The organism is Pseudoalteromonas sp. SG44-5, assembly GCF_014164175.1.
GTDB classification, from domain to species: domain Bacteria; phylum Pseudomonadota; class Gammaproteobacteria; order Enterobacterales; family Alteromonadaceae; genus Pseudoalteromonas; species Pseudoalteromonas nigrifaciens.
The window spans coordinates 251,258-268,901 of sequence record NZ_JACJES010000001.1 but is presented as its reverse complement, the minus strand read 5'-3'; the positions used below and the strand labels follow the sequence as shown (position 1 = coordinate 268,901).

The following is a 17,644-nucleotide window of genomic DNA, read 5'->3' as shown; positions in this document are numbered from 1 at the left end:
TAACCTATAGACTTTAGTCTAGTGATGATTCATTAATTTACTCTCATATAATTTATCTAGTTGTCGTAGCCCCTCTACTTACTTTTTGCTTCACTTATGCTTAAAAAGCAAGCACATCATTTTTCACCCAAAACTATAAACTCCCCCGCCCATATGCCATAATCTAAATAATTCATAATTTTAGTAACTTGGCGCTATTTTTGGCGCTTTAAAGTTAACTACTCAAGGTTTTACGCATGGCATATCAAGAGCAAAATCAAGCAACAATCTATTGGCACGACTACGAGACTTGGGGGGCTAGTCCGCAAAAGGATAAGCCGAGCCAGTTTGCGGGTGTTCGTACTGATCTTGATTTGAATATTATTGGTGAGCCGCTTATTGAATACTGTAAACCGCAGGCGGATTACTTGCCGCATCCTGAGGCGTGTTTAATTACCGGTATTACGCCACAAGTGGCGATGAAAAAAGGCTTGGTTGAGGCTGAATTTATAGCAAAAATTCATGCACAATTTAGTGTGCCAAATACCTGTGTTGCCGGTTATAACAGTATTCGCTTTGATGACGAAGTAAGCCGTTATAGCTTTTATCGTAACTTTTACGACCCGTACGAGCGCGAATATAAAAACAACAATAGCCGCTGGGACATTATTGATTTAGTGCGTGCTTGTTATGCACTGCGCCCAGAGGGCATTGAATGGCCGTTAAAAGAAGACGGTAGCCCAAGCTTTAAGTTAGAGCATTTAACCGTTGCCAACGGTATTGAACACGCTGCGGCGCACGATGCACTAAGCGATGTAACCGCTACTATTGCACTGGCTAAACTAATAAAAGACAAGCAGCCAAAGCTGTATAACTTCTTTTTTAGTTTACGTGGTAAAAAAGCCTTGGCTGAGTTGGTTGATGTATTTAACATGACCCCGCTTGTACATACCAGCTCACGCATTCCAGCAACGCAAGGCTGTACTAGCTGGGTTGCACCTATGAGCTTTCATCCGGTAAATAAAAATGCCGTAATTTGTTTTGATTTAACCCAAAGCCCACAAGTACTTATTGATTTAAGTGTTGAGCAATTACGTAAACGTTTATATACCAAGCGTATTGATTTAGCTGAAGACGAATTACCCGTAGGGTTAAAACTAGTGCATTTAAACAAGTGCCCTATTTTAGCACCTGCTAAAACGTTATTACCTGAAAATGCAGCGCGTTTAGGCATTGACCGCGAGCAATGTTTAAAAAACTTGGCGGTGTTAAAAGCCAATAGCGAGTTGCGCGATAAAGTAACTGAGGTGTTTAACGAACAAGGCGATTACAGCGCCACAACTAACGTTGACTATTTACTTTACGATGGGTTTACTAGCCATGCTGATAAAGCTAAATTTGCGATTATTCGCGATGCAAAACCCGAAGACTTAGCCGATTTAAAACTCGATTTTGAAAATAAAAAGTTTAATACTTTATTGTTTAGATACCGCGCTCGTAACTGGCCGCAAACGCTTAACCAGCAAGAGCTGGATCAATGGCGTCAGTATTGTCAAAACAAGTTAATGCACGGGGAAGATCAACCCTCAATTAACGCTCAAGACTTTATGATCACACTTGAAAATTTAGCCCATGAGCACGACGACAGTGAAAAAAACCTAACCATTTTAAAAGCCTTATATAACTACGCACAAAGCATGTAGCTTGCTTTAAGTTTATTGGTACAAGGCATACAAAAACGCGACGCTTTATAACTAAAGCGTCGCGTTTTTTGTTTTAAGTAAATGAGAAGACATAAAACCAACAATGATCTTTTTAGATCTATCACTTCCTCTAAAAGCGCAGCGCCTCTTAACCTCTTGGTGAATAAATCACTTTACGGGCTTTGCACGCAAGCTTGGCGTCTACAACGACATACTCAAGGTAAACGTTATTTTTTATGCTGTGCTTCAATGCGTGCAAGTAAGCTTGATGTATCGTAGCGGCCACCGCCTAATGCTTGCACGTCGGCGTAGTACCCATCTACTGTGGCTGTCATTGCTAGCGTTGCGCCGTTATTTTTAGCCTCATTAAGCGCTATGCCTAAGTCTTTACGCATCCAATCAACTGCAAAACCAAAGTCGTATTCCCCTGCCCACATGGTTTTGTAACGGTTTTCCATTTGCCACGAACCGGCTGCGCCTTTAGAAATAGTTTCTATTACTTTTTCACCATCAAGCCCTGCTTGCTTTGCAAAATGTAAGCCTTCGGCTAAGCCCTGTACTGCACCCGCAATACAAATTTGATTAACCATTTTACATAATTGCCCTGAGCCTACGCCACCTAACAATTGGCTAAAACGACTAAATGCCGTCATAACAGGCTGCACTTTGGCAAATACAGCTTCGCTGCCACCAGCCATTACTGTAAGCACGCCATTTTCGGCGCCAGCTTGGCCACCCGATACTGGCGCGTCAATAAAGTCGACTTTTAATAACGCTGCTTTTGCTGCCACTTCGCGTGCCACAGTTGCTGAAGTAGTAGTATGATCGACCAAAATACTGCCCGCTTTAATACCGGCTAACACCCCATTTTCGCCATATACTACCGAGCGTAAATCGTCGTCGTTACCCACACACATAAATACAATGTCGGCATCGTTTACAGCTTCGCGTGGAGAGGCTGCAAAGCTGCCGCTAAATTCGTTAGCCCACTTTTGAGCTTTAGCTTGAGTACGGTTATAAACGCACACACTGTGCCCTGCTTTTGCTAAATGCCCCGCCATTGGGTAACCCATTACGCCTAAACCTATAAATGCTACTTTCATTGACATAAAAATGACCTATTAAACTGATAACTTAAAAACCATGCCTGATTATGTCAATCGGTTGATAAAAAAGCGAATGAAGTCTTTATAAAGTTTATTTAATAGGAAATTAAGTAGGTGATCTATGGATAGTATTTATCAATTTAATGCAGAATGCTGTAACAAGGCACTTTTTTCTTTTAAGCAGTTAAAAGGCAAAACGCTACTTATTGTAAATATTGCCAGTGAATGTCATTTTTCGGCGCAGTTAACCGCTTTAGAAAAACTGTATCAGCAGTATAAAAACAGTGGATTTACCATTTTAGCGTTTCCGTGCAATCAATTTGGCCAAAAGGAGCCGCTTGATAATTTAGCCATTAACAGCTTTTATCAAGCGCAATTTAATACCACATTTGAAATATTTGCCAAAGTAATGGTAAACGGCCCAGAAGCTCACCCCTTGTTTAATTACTTAAAGCTGCACACCAGAGGTATTTCGCAAGGACGAGTAATAAAGTGGAACTTCACTAAATTTTTAATTAATTCGCAAGGCCAACTTGTTTCTCGTTATGCGCCGCGCACCAAGCCAGAAACGTTAAAGCAGGCAATTGAAAATCAGTTATTGCTAACAGCTAGATAACAAAGCAAAACGAGAGCAAAAGCTCCCGTTTTTTTATAACGTGCAGTAATGCTTAACTACTAAATGCCACATTGGCAAATACCAAGGTCATTAATATTGGACAAACAAAACGTATGTACTGAGCAAACCAGTAATGCGCGCCGCTAGTTGCTTGGTGTAATTTGTTACCGCGCTGCCATAACCAGCCCACTGTAACAAAGTAAAACAGCCCCATTAACGGTAATTGGTACTGGGTAAATACCATAATAACCAAGCCAAATAACCAATCAAAATTAAGTATTATTAAGCTGGCAAACACTAGCACTACGCCACTAACCAGCCACGTAGCTTTAGTGCGATCAACGCCGTGGTTTTCGACTAAAAACGCCACCGGAATTTCGGTGGTTGATATAGTAGAAGTAACCGATGCTATCGACATTAATACAAAAAACAATAAACCAACCAATAAGCCAATATCGCCCATGGTGCTGAATAACGCTGGTAAAATGGCAAAAATAAGCTGCCCTTCGCCAATTAATTTACCGTTACTAAACACTTCTACGCCGTTGTGCTGCGCCACATAAATAGCAGGCACAATAAGTAAACCAGCTAAAAAGGCCACACTGGTATCGAGTAGTGCTACGCTGGCAGTCAGTTTTGGTAAGTTAGCACCGGGTTTTAAATACGAGCCGTAAATCATCATACAGCCCACACCTAGCGATAAGGAGAAAAAGGCTTGCCCCATAGCTGCAATAATTAAGTTAGGGTCGAGTATTTGGCTAAAATCAGGTATTAAATACGCTGCAAAGCCATCACTTGCACCATCTAGCGTTGCAATATAAATAATTAAACCAATTAGCAATACTAGTAGCACCGGCATTAAACGCCGTGACCAGGTTTCAATACCCGATTTAACCCCTTTTAAAATAATACTCGCGGTTAAAATAAGCATAAGTGGGGTAAACACAAAATTACGCAGCGCAGAGTCGCTGTGTAAAAATTCGCTAGCGCCGCTAAAGCCTAAAAATGTAGTTACGGGTTCAATAGCATACGACAGCATCCACCCCGCCACTATTGAATAAAAGCTAAGCATTACAATAGCGCCGCCAAGGCCAATATAACCTGCAGCCGCGCCTACTTTAGGGGCTTTATTTTGCCATGCTTGCCTAAGTGCTTTTACCGGATTAGCTTGGGCGTAATACCCTAAATACAGCTCGGTATATAAAGCCGGCAAAGCAAGTAAAAATATAACAATAAAGTAAACCAGTAAAAAAGCACCGCCACCATGATTAGCAGCCTGCGTAGGAAAACCCCATATATTACCTAAACCTACCGCTGCGCCAGCGGCGGCCAATACAAAACCAAGTCGACTTTGAAAACCATCACGCACTTGTGTCATACACCTACAAATCTGTTATTATTTTAGCTGTTGTGAATTAAACCATATTTCATCGCGCCTTAGTAATAAAAATGTACCTAGCGCGCACAACAACTAACAACCGCTCACTATATGTTCAGCTTATGCATACAAGCAGGTAATCGGTATTAAATTTATTATTATTTTGAGCGTTTATGAGTTCACTTTACTTTAAAAACACCCTGCAAATTAATCAGCCTTTTAGTAACAATAAAAGTCCTATTTTATTGTTTGACGCTAAAACGCTCGATATAAGCCAATATAATTTGCCTGATTATTTAAGCCCTTTTGAGCTGCAAATAATAAACCGCCGTAAAAGTGTCTCGGCCAAGCAAGAATATTTAGCCACGCGATTATTACTTAAGTATTTAGTTATAACCTCGCACCCTAATATGGCGGGCATTAAGCCGTGTAATATAAGTTCAGAGTTTAACCTACAAACAAGTAAATTAGCGCTACACATTAATAACAGCCACACCGTTATTAATACCTGTATATCGCATTCTAATGGTTTTGTTGGCGCTGCACTTAACCCTACAAAAGCCCAGTTTGGTTTCGATATTGAAAAAATAAGCACAAAGCGCCCATTTGAAAAGCTCGCAAAGCATTTTTATCATACCGATGAAATTGCGCTGATCACCAAGCCTGCCAATGCAGAGGATCAAGCTAAACACTTTTTTAGAATTTGGACCTTAAAAGAAGCGCTCGCTAAAGCCACCAGCCGCCCTATTGCCAAGTTGCTAAGCCCTAATGTGTTTACTGAGTTAACTTGCGCGCAGCTTAATGCCAGCAGTGCTGTGGTGGGTAAGTTTGATATAAGTGTAGTGAGTGAAAAAAGCACTGACTGGCAGTGCTCTCTTATTAATTTAGCTGTATTAGGCCGCGCAATCGCTCTCTAATAGTCGGCTATGAATAGCTTGCACTACGTTGTCGGATTCGCCTTGCTCGACCAAAAAGCACAAGTTATGCTTACTTGCACCGTGGCAAATTAGCCGTATATTAAAGTCACTTAATACCTGCATTAAGTTCATTTCATGCTGGCGTAACTGTATTTCTGAGCCAATAAGCGCCACTAAAGTTAAGTTATTTTCTACCGATACATGGCAAAACTCAGCAAGTTTATCTAAACACCCCTGATCAAGCTCTGGGCGCGATGCATTAGGCGCGTTATCAAGCGTTATTGCTACGCTAATTTCAGAGGTGGTCACTAAATCTACCGAAATATTAAACTCACTTAAAATAGTAAATACTCGTGCTAAAAAGCCACTAGCTAATAGCATTTCTGGGCTTTTAAGAGTAAGTAATATTTGGTTTTTGCGTTGTGTTACTGCGCGGATTCCTGGCAGTTGCGACTTTTCACGCTCAATCCAAGTACCACCACGCTCAGGTTCACGGCTCGACCCTACAAACACATTAATATGGCTGCGGCTGGCGGGTAAAATAGTTGCCGGATGCAATACTTTTGCACCAAAGGTAGCCATTTCGGCGGCTTCGTCAAAGCTGAGGCGTGCAATTGGCGTGGCTTTTACACATAAACGCGGGTCGGTACTAAAAATACCCACTACATCAGTCCAAATATGTACACTTTTGGCATGAATAGCCTCGGCCAATAATGCCGCGCTGTAGTCTGATCCACCGCGCCCTAAAGTGGTCGTTTGGCCGTGCTCGTCGCTGCCAATAAAGCCCTGTGTAACAATTACTTGATCGTCTAACAGCGGAATAAGTAATGCGCTTGCTGCTTGTGCAGTAGCTGCAACATTAGGAGTTGCTTTACCAAATTGACTGTCGGTTTTAAGCACTTGGCGCACGTCAAAGCGTATTGCATTTAAACCTTTTGAGCGCAGCACTTGGGTAAATAAATAAGTTGATAATCGCTCGCCAAAACTTAATAGCTCGTCATGTAGCGCTTTTGTTTGTAACGTTTGGCTGGCTAGTTTTTCAAATGCCGCTAACGTCTGGGCAAAGCCCTGCTCTAAATCGGTATCTAAACTCAATTCAGCTAAAATAGCCTGCTGAATCGCTAGCACACCGTTAATATGCGCTTGGCGCTCATCTTCGCTAAGGCTGCTATTGCACAGCTCAACTAAATGATTAGTGACTCCTGCGCTGGCGCTTAGTGCAACAATACGCACGCTTTTATCTGCTACTATTATTTTACTACTGTGATCCATAGCTGCAAAGTTAGCTACGCTGGTGCCGCCAAATTTAGCAACGGTATAATTTGATTTGTTGCCTAATAATACATGTGGCACTGATTGGGTTGTCATTTCGTCTCCTTTCACGGCATCCAAACCGTAATAAAACAAGAAGAACTTGGCAGCAAATATAAGGTAAGAAAATTCACTGCCAGAAGCTCTCCACCTATATTGGTGACAGTTTTGAGGATTCAGCCCCATAAACCGAAAAATAACGACGACGACGTGTTATTTTTCTCGGCGAGTACTTCCCTCTTTAATGCTCAACGGCGTTCGTCACCTCACATTAAATACCTAAGTATCGCACCTCTTCTGAATGTTGTATTAATGGCTATTTCAGCAATCACTAATAAAACAAAACCCCAGCAATATATTGAAAAGCTCAATACTTTACTGGGGCTTTGAAAGTTATCGTTTAGACATCTAGCTGTCAAGCACTTTAATAACTAATATTAAACAAAACCAGCCATTAAGTATGAGCCGGTATAGCCTACGGTGTAACAAATTAATAAATAAAACGACAAACGTAAGTAGTTCATAAAGGTCAGTTCTTTAACTTTACTCATGGCAATAATACCCGCCGCTGAGCCTATAATTAACATAGAGCCCCCTACGCCTGTGGCATAGGTAAACGACAGCCAATGCTGTTGTGTCATTACTATATCTGCTTTTAATAACGCGGCTGTAAGTGGTACGTTATCAACGCCTGCCGACAATATACCCATTAAATAGTTTGCGTATTCAGGTGCCATTATTGTGTACAGGTCGCTAAAGTGGCTTAACATACCAACTTCTTTTAGCGCTCCTACCAGTAATAATACACCTACAAAAAACAACAAGGTGTCGTATTCTATTTCACGAATGAAATCTATCATGTCTTTGTTTATGTCTTTTTTGCGCATTAAAAATTGCGCTACTAAAAACATCATAGACAAACCAAACAAAAAGGTAAGCAATGGCGGTACACTGTATAAAACACTCAGTGTTAAGGTAGCAATAACCGTAGATAAGAAGATAACTGCAATTGTAATATCGGTTTTTTCAATGCGTTTTTGCTTGGTTTTAGTAAAGTCGAGCTGGCCATTTAAGCCAATTGACAACAGTGCGGCTAACAGCATCACACTTACAAATGCTGGCCCAATTAACAATAACAAATTGCTAATAGTTACTTTGCCATCTAAAAATATCATTAACGTGGTTACATCGCCGGTAATTAACGACACACCACCGGAGTTAACCGCAAAGATAATCAGCGTGGCGTATCTAATTAGCTTTTTGGCTTCAAGTTTTAATGATAAAACCACCGCTAAAGATATAAGCGTAGCGGTTACGTTATCGGAAATAGAAGAGAATATAAATGCAAAAACACCAACCAAAAACATTAACTTACGTTCGCTAATTCGTTTTGGCATAATCCGGTTAACAATATTTTCGATAAACCCTTTTGAGTTTAAATAGGCAACAAAGGTCATTGCCGCCATTAAAAACAACCATAAGGAGGCAATTTCTAAAATATTATGATTAAGGAGTGATTGAATCGTATCAGGGCTTTGCCCATTAATAGGGAAGATAAAAGAGATAATCCAGCAGAGCGTACCAAAAAAAAGTGTCGTTTTAGCTTTGTTTACGTGGATTATATCCTCAATAACGATCAGCAAAAATGCAATCGCTATTAAAGTCAGGATAATAGAGGAAACCATGATAATTGAACAACCTTTGGAATAATGTAAAAATTGAACCTATGAAGAAAATAGAGCCGCACATTTCGTGTGCCTATTTTCGGTGCGGATGTTATCACTATGACCTGGTAAAAACTATTATTAAATCGTTGTAAAAACGAATACCATATAGCTATCAGCGCTATTAAAATTACGAATAACTAGCTTATTTAGCTACTTATTTAACAACATACTAGGATGTATAAACGCCTTATGATCCCAGCTAAAAAGCTATTAAATACCCTTAGCGAACATTGGGGGGTGCTAGAGCTATTATTTAAACGTTTTAAAATGGCCGACTTTAGTATTAAAGATTTGCAAAATGCCATTAAACAAAAACAACCTACATGGCATAACGAGCGTATTTATAAAGAAACTAATCGCTTGTTAAATCAAGATATTATAATTCCTTTAGCGAAATCTTCGCAGCTTGAAATAAACCGTGCCATTGCCGACTTTGCTACATTTTTACTGCAAGAAGAACATTTAGGTTTAGCACAAGAAATTAGCGTATTAGTAGAGGATTTAGCCCGCCTTGGCGATCGCTTAGCTAACGCGGGCGAAGTGGAAGACTTTGACGACTTACGCCGTTTTAGCCGTATTATGGATGATCGGGTGCGCAAAATAATGAAACTGTACGCACACAACGAAAACGCCATTTTAAATATTGTTGAGCAAGCTAAATCTAATAACGCGGTGCAATCGCTGCAAAAGCGTTATAAAGCGGTAATAGAAGCGTTTGACGAATACATAGAGCCAATGCTAGAAATGGTTGATATTCGAGGCGATTTTCATGCCTGCTTTAACCTTATAGAGCAGCAAATTAGTACGCAAATAGAGCATATTGAGCAATCGGGTAAAGCATATACCGACAAACGCATGCTAGAGCAATTACGTACCCGTATTCTCGAAATGCATTTAATCGGCCGCGAAAGCCTGCGTAAAAGTGCCGACATGCTAATGCCGCTGCGTGAAGAACTACGCCGTAATAACTTAATTACCCGCCAAGCTGCAAAAGTGCTTGGGCTAGTGCGTAAAAATGGCGTAGACAATATGCTAACTGCGGTGCAACCGCATTTTGTGAGCGACGCACAGCGTTACTCGCTGGGGCAACAACGCCATATAATTGCCTATATGGCAAGTTTGGTTGAGTTTGAGCATCAAGAATATCAATTGCCTGATCAGCAAGATGTACCGCCTTTTCAAACGCCAAATATTCCCGATTACAACGATGTTAAAAGCAGCTTTGCAAAACGCTTCAATACAAAACGTAAAAAGCCGCAACCATTGCTGCAATTTTTAGACGAAAGTTACCCCGATTTAGATGCCGAAGAAATGCTGTTTTTGTATCAAAAATTAGTAAGTGACAACGAGCTTGAAAAAAGCCAAAGCGATGAAAAAGCGCGCTTTAAAATTGCCGGTCAGTATTTTTCTCTTTATCCCTATAATTCACAGCCGCAAACACCTAGTAAGGCAGATGAGTAATCACCATGACACAAATAAACTTAAACGAGCTTACCCACTTACAAGCAATTAATAAAAAATTAGTGGCGGGTTATCATATTTGCGAACAAGACAACCTAATGTGGCAAGAGCTGGATCAAAACATAGACGCGTACAGCGCGCTATTTAGCGCCCTAGGTAATGAGCTAAAACACGACAGCCGTGGCTTTTATTACTTTAGCAGCGACGAAAGCACACCCAATATGGGCAAAATATCCCGTGCTATTGCGCTCACTATTTATATTTTAATTGAGCACTACGCCAACACCGGCAAAGACCCAATGCGCGCCTTGTTCGACGAAGTAAACGATTTAGAGTTAATGCAAACCTTAGTGCAAATTAACAAACATTTGTTTGATCAACTAGAGATGTTTTCGGGTTCAGATCTGCGCAAAGACGTGTACCTGCGCATGGTACGCTTAGGTTTGGCACGCGAAGTAGAAGCAGGCTTTATGCTACAAGCCCCTATCCATCGCTATATAGATGCCTTAATGGAAGTAAACGAAGAAACCTACCTAACAGAGGACGAGCAATGAAAAATTTATACGGACTAAGTAAACTCGCCCTACTCAATACCGCAGGTTACGCAAAGTGTGTGATCCCGCTGGATAAAAGCAGCTCTATTTGCGCGCCCAACAATACGGGTAAAAGCTCAGTAATAAATGCCCTGCAATTTCCGCTTATTAACGATTTACGCCTAACCGAATGGGATGGCCACGATTTAGACGAAACCCGAAAGTTTTATTTTTCGTCAGATCAATCCTACATTTTGCTTGAAGCAAATTTGCCCCATGGCTCAGTAGTGATTGGTGTAGCGGGTTTGGGGAAAATTGCCGGTTATGCGCATCAATATTTTTGCTACCAAGGCAAGCTTGATTTAGAGCAGTACACCCAAGGTAAAACCATTATTAAATACACTAAGCTGTTCAGCCATTTAAAACAGCTTGGTTACAACCCCATAGAGCTAAAAGCGCAAGAACTAAACGCCCTACTCACCGGCGGCGCAACCCCGTTTGACGACGAGATCAACTTAAAAATGATCCCGCTTAATAACGTTCAAGATTCGACTATTTATAAAGAAATATTTCGCCGTATTCTTAACTTACATAAACTCGGTGCCGCCGATGTAAAACGATTTATGCTACGTGTATTTGAGCGCCACATGTCTAACTCTAAGGTCGACTTTTATGAAGTGTGGCGTCGCTCGTTCGATAAAGTAAACCGCAGTAAACGTGAATTGCACGCCCTTGAATCGATGCAAGAGCCCATAGCGGCGCTTGAGTCGATGCTAGAGAACCAAACCGTTCTAAAAGGTAAATTAGCGGCTTATGCGCCAAAAATTGACCAAGCACTCATTGATTTTGACAACTACCAAGAGTCGCAACTAGAAGAGCTAGCAATAGCACTTGAAAACATAGAGCACGAAAAACACGAGTTTGAACAAAAGCAAAGTTTGTACGTACAGCAATCGCGCGATATAGAGCGCAGGCAAACGCAAATAGAGCAATGGTTTTTAGATTTTAACGCACTTAAAAACGAATTTGAACTGGTTAACAAAGCCACGCTTAAAACGAGCCTTACCCAGTTAAAGCAAGACTACGAGTCGCTTTCACACTCTATTACCAGCGCACAAGGGCAAAGCCTGCATACACTTGACTACCGTATTAGCGAAACCCAAAAACAAATTAAGAGCTTAAAGCTACAACTTAAAAACTTGGAGTTTAATTTATTTACCCGCATGCGCGAAGAGCTGTCGTTAAAAGAAGTGGAAGAAATTTCGCGCATTTTAAACCCCGACATGCTCTCGTTTGCAACCACCAGCAATGGCGACATAAGCATTGATGACGAAGACGCATTTAGTGCGTTTTTATCGCACTTAAGCGAAAACGTAAAAGGCGGCGTGCTTAGCTTACCTGGCGCGAGTATTAAGCTTAAAAAGCTCTCCCCTGTACAAATGCAAAGCGGCGAAAATAAAGAGCAGCTAACCGCTCAATTAAGTGCCCTTGAGCATGCTTTAAAAGAGTTTAAGCAACAGCGCGATGTAGCTGCAAATGTGGCCGATAAGCAAAAAGAAAAAGACACCTTGTACGATGAACTAATGAGCGCCGAGGCCGCCCTTAAACGTTTAGAGCAGTTTGACACTATGCTGCAATCGGCTGAAGCACAAACCATGCTAAAAGAGCAGTTGTTAGCTGAGCGCGATCAGGTTGACGACTACCTACAAGACATTCAAAAAAATAGCGGCTCAATTAGCGACAGACGCTCAATTATTAAATCAAAACAGGCGCAAATTAATCGCCAATCAGATCGTCTGCGCCAAGTGAAAAGCGAACGAATTGATCACACGCTTGATTTATACAGCGGCAAAGTTACCCCTTACATGATAGAGGTAACAATAGACTTTGATAATTTAAGCGACCTAGTGCACCACTTTAATAAAGACTGCCAAGAGCTGCGTAACTTTGAGATAAACGTACGCAATACCTATTTGCATATTTATAATGCCGGTATTACCAAGTTTGATAACGAAAACGATGAGTTTAGTAAGTATCAAAAACTCATTAGTGCGTTTCATAACATTGATAACGAACGCGATGCCGTTGAGCGTCAAGGCCGTGTGGCCCTAACAGAAGTAGCCGCAACCATTAAAGGCCTACGCGAAGATTTAGACCGCCTGCGCCGCGAAATGAACAGCTTTAATAAAGGCATTAGCCAGCATCGTATTTCGAACCTGCAAGCATTTAAAATTAATGTAATACCGCGCAAAATGTTAGTTGATAGTATAGATACTATAATTAGTACCTCGCATCAGTTTGAGCAAGGGGACACGCTGGATTTACTCAGCCAAGAACCGTATAGCGAAAGCGCAGTAAACGAGGCGAAAGATCATTTAATTAAGCTCGCCTCCGACAAAGCTGGCCTTACCCTCACCGATTTATTTGATATTCGTTTTGAAGTAGTCAATCGCGCAGGCGATACCGAACACTTTGACAAAATAGACTCGGCGGGTTCAAACGGTACGCGCATAACTATTAAGTTATTATGTGGTATGTTGTTTATTCGCTATTTGTTAAGCTCACAAGAACAAAATTTATACCGTATACCTATATACATAGATGAAGCCGCCGACATTGATCCGCAAAATCAAAAGGCAATTATTGAAACCGCACTTAGCTTTGGCTTCGTCCCTATATTTGCCTCAGTTAAACCACAAACAAGCTGCGATTATATTGTGCCAATTCGCTCAGTTAAAGACGGTGCACAAAACTGGGTAGACGAAAAAGACTGGATAGAAGTTGAACATTAAGTAATTAATCAATGGTTCAGCTATAGCAGCTAAACTGTTGTTAAGCGCTTAAATATCACACTGCCTAACAATGTGTGTTATTTTATAAAAAAGATTAGGAGTAAACTGTATGAAAAATATTTTTATTGTAGCCGCACTTGCGTTTTTAACTGCTTGTACGCAAACCGCAGATTGGGATTACGACAAGTCAGCAAACTTTGCTAACTATAAAACGTTTGCGTGGGTAGAAAATGCAGATTTAACAAAAGACACCAATAATTATCAAATTAATGCGTTAATGGAAAAACGTGTACGCAGCGCAATAAGCAGTGAGCTTAATCAAAAAATGGGCATGAGCTTAGCCGATCCTGCTCAAGCAGACGTGCTGGTAAACTACCATGCATCGGTAGATAAAGAGCTAGACGTAAGTTCTTTTAATATTGGCTACGGCGCTCGTTGGAGCTCGTGGGGTTTAGGGTATCAAAACGATATATCTGCTCGTGAATACGAAGTAGGTACTTTAGTTATTGATATTATTGACCGTGAATCAAACCAGTTAGTATGGCGCGGCGCTGAAGATGGTCGATTAAAGAAAAACCAATCTCCTGAGCAACGTGAACTGTCGGTTAGAAAAACAGTCGCTAAAATTTTAAATAACTTCCCGCCACAAAAGTAGCGGCAGGTTTTAAAGCACATAAAAAGCTCACAATTTGTGAGCTTTTTTGTGGCTGAATGTTTTTTATTAAAGTTTTACTATAGCCACAGAGCTTACTGATGAGAGAAACAGTTGCTCTTAGCATAATTGATATAGCAGACTTTAACTTTATTTCGATTTATATTTATGTAATAACTCAGGTGGGATATGACAATAGTCATCGGGAAAATTAGTTAACCGGTCTTGGTGCTCTGCATCGCTGGGAACATAATTGGTTAGCAACTGAACTTGTACCACTATTTTATCTGCATCAGCGCGTTGATTTATATAGTCGTTTGCAATTGTTAAGTGACATTGCTGTTTACTATAAATAGCACTACGGTATTTTAAACCAACATCGTTACCCTGCTTATTAACACTGTAAGGGTCAATAATCTCAAAAAAGTATTCAATCAGTTTATAGAGTGTCACGGCTGTTATATCAAAGGTTACTTTCACGCACTCGGCATAACCGTCGTATTCACCTTGTGTATTATTATTTGTGCCATTAGCTCGCCCAGCCTCAGTGGTAACAACGCCGGGTAAGTACTTAATAAACTCTTGTACCCCCCAAAGGCAGCCTCCGGCAAAGTAAATACTTTCTAGATGCGAATTTTCGTTTGTTTGTACTGTGCTCATAAAATCAATTACCCTACTTTACGAATGATTATCAAATGCAATTTTTTAAGATTAATATACAATACCAAGCCAAATTACAATTATTTGACTACTTTATCACGCCTTAACAGGGTGTTTCGGATTTAATTGTTAGCACAATTACATATACAAAAATGAGAAAAACATGAATCGTGCCCCGCGCCTTATATTACCCGTATTATTACCTACATTGCTATGCAGTGTTACTGACTTTGCCTACGCTGAAGTGGAAACTAAAAATGCCACTGCAATAGAGCAAATAACGGTTGAAGCCTCCCCTACTGCAAATAAAGAACCCGTGGGCACTTTCGACTCACCGGTTTCTAATTTAGAGTATGATCCGCGTGTTGATGTGCAATCGCGTAATATGGCCGAAGCACAAGCAGATGTAACCATTCGTGGTGGTATTTTCGAAAATACTGGTTTTAGGGTTGGCAGCGCCACTTTGTTCGATCCGCAGTCGGGACATTACTTTGCCGAAATTCCTATAGCGCCGCAAATGCTACGTGGCCCAGCTATATTCACCGCAGCAGATAATGCACTTTATGGCGTTAACAGTTCAGTTGGTACAGTATCGTTTGCTTGGAAGCCAATTAGTACAGGTGGTAGCGTGTCACTTGGGGTTGGTAGCAATGATTTTAATTTACAAAGCCTGCATGCGGGCGTGAATATACCATTGGATGGTATTACCGATTGGCAGCTGGGTGTGGAAGGCGAGTTTTCTCACTCACAAAGTGATGGCTCTATTGATTATGGCGATCATGACTTTACCCGCGCCTCAAGCCGTGTTCAATTAGTGGGGCCAGACTCACAAACCGATCTGTTTTTTGGCTCTCAAGAAAAGTTTTTTGGTTGGCCAAATTTGTATACTCCTTTTGGGGTTAACGAAACTGAAGATCTTAAAACTCAGCTATTTATGCTCAACCATAAGCAAAACTATAGCGCCGAGAGCTCGTTTGAAGTATCTACATATTATCGTAAACACGAGGATCACTATGTGTATTCTCGTGAAAACCCAATGTCATTCGAAGCGTTTCATCAAACCGACGTTAAATCACTAGCACTTTCAGGGCGCCATGCGTACAGCACGTCTTTTGCTCTCAATTATTCTGCGCAATTTATTAATGATTCGATTGAATCGACCACGCTTGAAAATAATTTTACCTCACGTAATTTTTATAAAGTAAGTGTGCTGCCAGAGTACCAAATGGCACTTGAGAGCGATCAACACCTTACTATTCGCCTTGGTGCGGCTTTTGACGATACCAATCGTGACGATTCTGAAATTTCACTTATTGGTGATATAACTTTAAATACACAAAATAGCGACGGCACTGAGCGCACTGTTTATTTATCGTATGCACAGGCAAGCCAAGTAGCAGGCTATACCGCAATTGGCGGCAGTGACACTGGCGGTTTGTTTAGAAGTAACTATAACCTTGAGCGCGAAAGTACTAAAAACCTCGAGCTGGGCTTATTATTAGAACGACAAAGTTGGCGCTTTAACTCTGCTGTTTTTTATCGTCAAGATGATAACTTAACCGATTGGACTTATAGTTTTGATGCCACTTCTGCCCGCTTTGCCAATCCGGTAGATATTAATACCTCGGGGGTTGAGTTTCTTGCAACTAAGCATTTTGATAACGCAGAAATTATTGCCAGTTATAGCTTTTTAAAAAAATCAGAGAATTATGGCGCAGCCGATATAGATGCCAGCTTTTACGCATTAAACTACCCAGACCATAGGCTAACCCTTGCGGCTATTTGGAACCCAACAGATATTTTAGAGTTTCGTATAGATAACGAGTGGCGCAAACAACATGAAAATACGCTGCGCAGTGGCGATGATGATGCGTTATTTACTCATTTAACCTTAAAAATAATGCCGCCGCAGATTAAAAACTTATTTATTACATTGGCCGCAGATAACCTGTGGAATGAATCGTTTCAAGAGATCCCGGGCACTCCTGGACGTGGCGAGCAATATACGCTAAGCGCAACGTATAGCTGGTAGCCCACTTCACAAGCAAGCTTATTATTTACCAGGTGGTTGTAGATGATAGGCTTGCTCACGTGAAAAGCACAGTTCAATTATTTAAAGTAAAACACTATTGTACAAAGAGCAGATAATGGGAGTAAATATATAATCCTAAATTCGAATAATAAGGACTTATTTCGGGTCTATCTCTTTCTCTAAAAGCGCAGCGTCTCTTAACCTCTTTGTAAGTAAATCACTTTACAGGCTTTGCCCGTCACGCAAGCAAGCTTCGCATCTACAAAAACAGCCACAAACCTGTACTTTAATTGTAAGCGTTGAGCTTGCTGATGCGAAAAGCGCAGCTTTCAATTTTTGCATTCAAGTATTTAAAACACTTATTTATAAATAAATGTAAATATGTGTGTATTAAAAACGAGGATTAAGTCAACTCTTCAAGCTCAGTAATAAGCGCTAAAGCCTGCGCGTTAGTTGTACCGCATACATCCAGTGTGGCGCTAAAATCGCTGCACACTTTTGGCCGACTAGCGTCGCCAAATAACTTACATAAATTACGCTCATCTAGCTGAATACAACGCTCTCCGGCCTTTTTACCGTTTGGCATTCCTGGAATGGGTGAGCTAATACTTGGCGCAATACAACATGCCCCACAGCCTAACCGACACGCCATAGGCTGTGTTTTCATAATAACCTCTGTTTAAATGCATTTGCTTATTAGTAATCTAGTTGATGCTACACACACGATATTAACGCTTAGCGTTTTGTAAAATTAAAGTCCAGCCTAGCTCACTAAAA

At 40.8% G+C, this 17,644-nt stretch carries 14 protein-coding genes and 1 riboswitch; of the genes, 8 read left to right on the top strand and 6 right to left on the bottom strand.

All coding sequences use genetic code 11. The features are described 5' to 3' along the window. Positions 1-236 precede the first annotated feature (236 nt). Positions 237-1,682 (top strand): exodeoxyribonuclease I, encoded by a 1,446-nt coding sequence (gene sbcB / locus H5079_RS01310; RefSeq protein WP_011327938.1) that lies wholly within the window; start codon positions 237-239, stop codon positions 1,680-1,682. Positions 1,683-1,909: 227 nt separating this feature from the next. Here the strand turns inward: sbcB and H5079_RS01305 are convergent, their stop codons facing one another. Then, positions 1,910-2,791 carry an NAD(P)-dependent oxidoreductase gene (locus H5079_RS01305; RefSeq protein WP_182683253.1) on the bottom strand — a complete coding sequence of 294 codons (882 nt, stop codon included), beginning with the start codon at positions 2,789-2,791 and terminating at the stop codon, positions 1,910-1,912. Between the two features lie 118 nt (positions 2,792-2,909). Between H5079_RS01305 and H5079_RS01300 the strand changes: the two genes are divergently transcribed. Continuing rightward, positions 2,910-3,404 carry a glutathione peroxidase gene (locus H5079_RS01300; RefSeq protein WP_089368115.1) on the top strand — a complete coding sequence of 165 codons (495 nt, stop codon included), beginning with the start codon at positions 2,910-2,912 and terminating at the stop codon, positions 3,402-3,404. A gap of 52 nt (positions 3,405-3,456) precedes the next feature. On the opposite strand, the gene H5079_RS01295 is transcribed toward H5079_RS01300, so the two are convergent. Beyond that, positions 3,457-4,782, bottom strand: a complete 1,326-nt coding sequence (locus tag H5079_RS01295; RefSeq protein WP_011327935.1) for a sodium-dependent transporter — start codon at positions 4,780-4,782, stop codon at positions 3,457-3,459. A gap of 173 nt (positions 4,783-4,955) precedes the next feature. Here H5079_RS01295 and H5079_RS01290 point away from each other — a divergent pair, with 173 nt between their 5' ends. Next, positions 4,956-5,699, top strand: coding sequence for a 4'-phosphopantetheinyl transferase superfamily protein (locus H5079_RS01290; protein ID WP_182683252.1), 744 nt, complete (start codon positions 4,956-4,958; stop codon positions 5,697-5,699). On the opposite strand, the gene lysC is transcribed toward H5079_RS01290, so the two are convergent. Both lysC and nhaD read right to left on the bottom strand, forming a co-directional pair. Next, a complete protein-coding gene (gene lysC, locus H5079_RS01285; RefSeq protein WP_182683251.1) occupies positions 5,676-7,067 on the bottom strand; it encodes a lysine-sensitive aspartokinase 3 in 1,392 nt (463 codons plus the stop codon). The two genes, H5079_RS01290 and lysC, sit on opposite strands and share 24 nt — an antisense overlap. 75 nt (positions 7,068-7,142) lie before the next feature. Then, positions 7,143-7,315, bottom strand: a riboswitch (Lysine riboswitch). Positions 7,316-7,447: 132 nt separating this feature from the next. Continuing rightward, positions 7,448-8,695 carry a sodium:proton antiporter NhaD gene (gene nhaD, locus H5079_RS01280; protein ID WP_089368114.1) on the bottom strand — a complete coding sequence of 416 codons (1,248 nt, stop codon included), beginning with the start codon at positions 8,693-8,695 and terminating at the stop codon, positions 7,448-7,450. Positions 8,696-8,926: 231 nt separating this feature from the next. Between nhaD and H5079_RS01275 the strand changes: the two genes are divergently transcribed. From H5079_RS01275 to H5079_RS01260, 4 genes are all read left to right on the top strand, one after another. Beyond that, the gene (locus H5079_RS01275; RefSeq protein ID WP_182677127.1) at positions 8,927-10,198 is read left to right on the top strand and encodes a hypothetical protein; all 1,272 of its coding nucleotides are present in this window, start codon (positions 8,927-8,929) and stop codon (positions 10,196-10,198) included. A gap of 5 nt (positions 10,199-10,203) precedes the next feature. Continuing rightward, positions 10,204-10,752 (top strand): condensin complex protein MksE, encoded by a 549-nt coding sequence (locus H5079_RS01270; protein ID WP_182683250.1) that lies wholly within the window; start codon positions 10,204-10,206, stop codon positions 10,750-10,752. Further along, complete coding sequence (locus H5079_RS01265) at positions 10,749-13,523, top strand: ATPase (protein WP_011327928.1); 2,775 nt, start codon at positions 10,749-10,751, stop codon at positions 13,521-13,523. The genes H5079_RS01270 and H5079_RS01265 overlap by 4 nt, the downstream gene beginning before the upstream one ends. 109 nt (positions 13,524-13,632) lie before the next feature. Beyond that, positions 13,633-14,178, top strand: a complete 546-nt coding sequence (locus tag H5079_RS01260; RefSeq protein WP_011327927.1) for a DUF4136 domain-containing protein — start codon at positions 13,633-13,635, stop codon at positions 14,176-14,178. 147 nt (positions 14,179-14,325) lie between these two features. Here the strand turns inward: H5079_RS01260 and H5079_RS01255 are convergent, their stop codons facing one another. After that, positions 14,326-14,835, bottom strand: coding sequence for a peptide-methionine (S)-S-oxide reductase (locus tag H5079_RS01255; protein WP_089368112.1), 510 nt, complete (start codon positions 14,833-14,835; stop codon positions 14,326-14,328). A gap of 163 nt (positions 14,836-14,998) precedes the next feature. Between H5079_RS01255 and H5079_RS01250 the strand changes: the two genes are divergently transcribed. After that, positions 14,999-16,867 carry a TonB-dependent siderophore receptor gene (locus H5079_RS01250; protein ID WP_182683249.1) on the top strand — a complete coding sequence of 623 codons (1,869 nt, stop codon included), beginning with the start codon at positions 14,999-15,001 and terminating at the stop codon, positions 16,865-16,867. A 403-nt stretch (positions 16,868-17,270) separates the two neighbouring features. Here the strand turns inward: H5079_RS01250 and H5079_RS01245 are convergent, their stop codons facing one another. Further along, positions 17,271-17,534, bottom strand: coding sequence for a YkgJ family cysteine cluster protein (locus H5079_RS01245; protein ID WP_011327924.1), 264 nt, complete (start codon positions 17,532-17,534; stop codon positions 17,271-17,273). Between the last annotated feature and the right edge of the window lie 110 nt (positions 17,535-17,644).